Source organism: Verrucosispora sp. SN26_14.1, from assembly GCF_004307965.1.
Classification (GTDB): Bacteria; Actinomycetota; Actinomycetes; order Mycobacteriales; family Micromonosporaceae; genus Micromonospora.
The window spans coordinates 1-1,948 of sequence record NZ_SISL01000716.1; the positions used below are offsets into that span (position 1 = coordinate 1).

Annotated in this window: 1 protein-coding gene and 1 pseudogene; one reads left to right on the forward strand and one right to left on the reverse strand. The window is 75.5% G+C overall.

Features of this window, described 5'->3' with window-relative positions; genetic code table 11:
• Positions 1 to 505, forward strand: a pseudogene (locus EYA84_RS32820) (hypothetical protein); the annotation flags it as partial.
• Positions 506 to 510: 5 nt separating this feature from the next.
• On the opposite strand, the gene EYA84_RS31235 reads toward EYA84_RS32820, so the two are convergent.
• Positions 511 to 1,731, reverse strand: coding sequence for a hypothetical protein (locus EYA84_RS31235; protein ID WP_131057778.1), 1,221 nt, complete (start codon positions 1,729 to 1,731; stop codon positions 511 to 513).
• Between the last annotated feature and the right edge of the window lie 217 nt (positions 1,732 to 1,948).

Sequence of the window (1,948 nt, forward strand, 5' to 3'; positions counted from 1 at the left end):
GGCGGTGGCGGCGCAGCGCGCGGCGACCCGTTCCCGGGCGATGGTCCGCGCCGCGCTCGACGACGGCCAGGAGCTTCTCGGCCTCAACGAGGTGTACGTCGGCCACGCCTCCCACCAGTCCGCCCGCTACCTGCTCTCGGTGCCCGTGGAGGGGCGGGAGCGCCGGGAACGGCACTCCTCCTCCGGCGTGGTGGTGGGCAGCGGTACGGGCGCGACCGGCTGGTGCGCGTCCATCGCGCGGGACCGTCCGGGGGCGCCGCGCCCACCCGCGCCGGAGGAGGCGGCCCTGTGCTGGTTCGTCCGGGAGGCGTGGCCGTCCCCGGTGACCGGGGTGAGTCTCACCGCCGGCCGCCTCGACGACGGCGACCGGCTGGAGTTGACCGCCGAGTCCGACGGTCTGGTGGTCTTCGCCGACGGGCTGGAGGCCGACCGGCTCACGCTCGACTGGGGGCAGCGCCTCACCGTCGACGTCGCACCCCGCCGACTCACCCTGGTCGAGCCGTGAGGCGGTCAGCCGTCGTCGGCGAGACGGTGCCGGTTCGCCTCGATCCAGGCGTCCAGGGCGGCCGGGTCGTCCGGGTCGACGCCGTCGGCCATCAACTGGGCGACGGCGGCGGTCGCCGGGCTGCGCCGCTCACCGGTGGCATAGAGCCGGACGAACTCCGGCACCATCTCCTCGATCGCGGTGTCCGTCGCGCTCGCCCCCGACTGCGGCAGTCCCCGCTTGCGGGCCGCGTACGCGGTGAAGGCGCGCAACACCCGGGGCAGCATCGCCGCGTCGTCCATGTCCAACACGGCCCGCCGGTGCACCCAGTCGAGCAGGAACAGCCCGGCCACGGTGGGGCTCCACCGCAGCGGGTCGGCGTCCGGGAAGGTGGCCGCGTGGTCGAGCAGCAGGCCCAGGCAGAAGTGCAGGGAGGCGAGATCCCCGCCGTCGATGGTGTCCAACCCGGCCTGCGCCGCCTCCGGCGAGGCCAGGAAACGCCGGATCAGGTCGGACCGCTCGGCCTCCGACAGCGGCTCGCCGTCGCCCCGATCCGGTGCCGACGGGGTGGCCGGTAGCACCGCCAGTCGGGCACCGACCAGGGCACGGTCGGTGGCCAGCGAGCCCGCGCCGGGCAACTGCCCCAGACCGTCGGTCACCGCCAGGTGCCGGCCCACCTCGGCACGCATCCGGGTCGGGTCCTCCTCCCGGAACCAGGTCAGCTCGTCGTCGGCGCAGAGCTGCCGGACCTGGTCGAGGATCCGCGCGGCCGGCCCGCCGACGAAGACGTCCTTGGTGATGCCGATGTTGTGGTCGACCAGGGCCACCAGCGCGTGCTCCGGGCCGCCGGTGGCGTCGTCGTAGGCGAAGGTGGCCAGGTAGGAGGTCTGGTCGCCGTACACGTCGCCGTACGCCCAGGTGCCGGTGAGGTGCACCTTGCCGAGCTGGCCGGACCAGGCCGGTGCGGTGGCGCCCGGGCGTACCCGGTCGGCGCCGGTGGCGTCCGGGACCAGGGCGGCGAAGACCGCGCGGACGGTGGTCGCCGCGGCGGTCCGTCGTCGCGAGGTGGCGGCGAGGAACCCGCCCACGAACTCGCGTATCGCCGTCTCTCGGTCGGTCTCGGCCACCTCGTAGACGCTGCCCAGCAGCGCCGCGCCGAGCATCTCCGCGTCCAGCGCCGTATCGAGCTTGGTCACGTCGCGAGCGGCGTGCAGCACCGCGTCGTAGGGGGTCTGTGGCGTGGCCATGACCCGACACTACGCCGCCGCTCGCGCGGGCAGGTGCCGAGCCAACCGACCGGCGTGGCCGGGGCGCCGGCGCTCAGCGGTGCCGGGCGACCTCCAGCACGGTGCGGGCGTCGGCGTGCGCGGCGATGACGGCACGCACCGGCGACAGCACGTACTCCTCGCCGACCTGGCTCATCGCCCTGGTCAGCCGGGCCTCGGCCCGGCGGCGCGCCCGGCC

What these genes read in the sequence shown, in the direction of transcription:
- EYA84_RS31235 (WP_131057778.1), bottom strand. Translation starts at nt 1,731, where the DNA reads ATGGCCACGCCACAGACCCCCTACGACGCGGTGCTGCACGCCGCTCGC.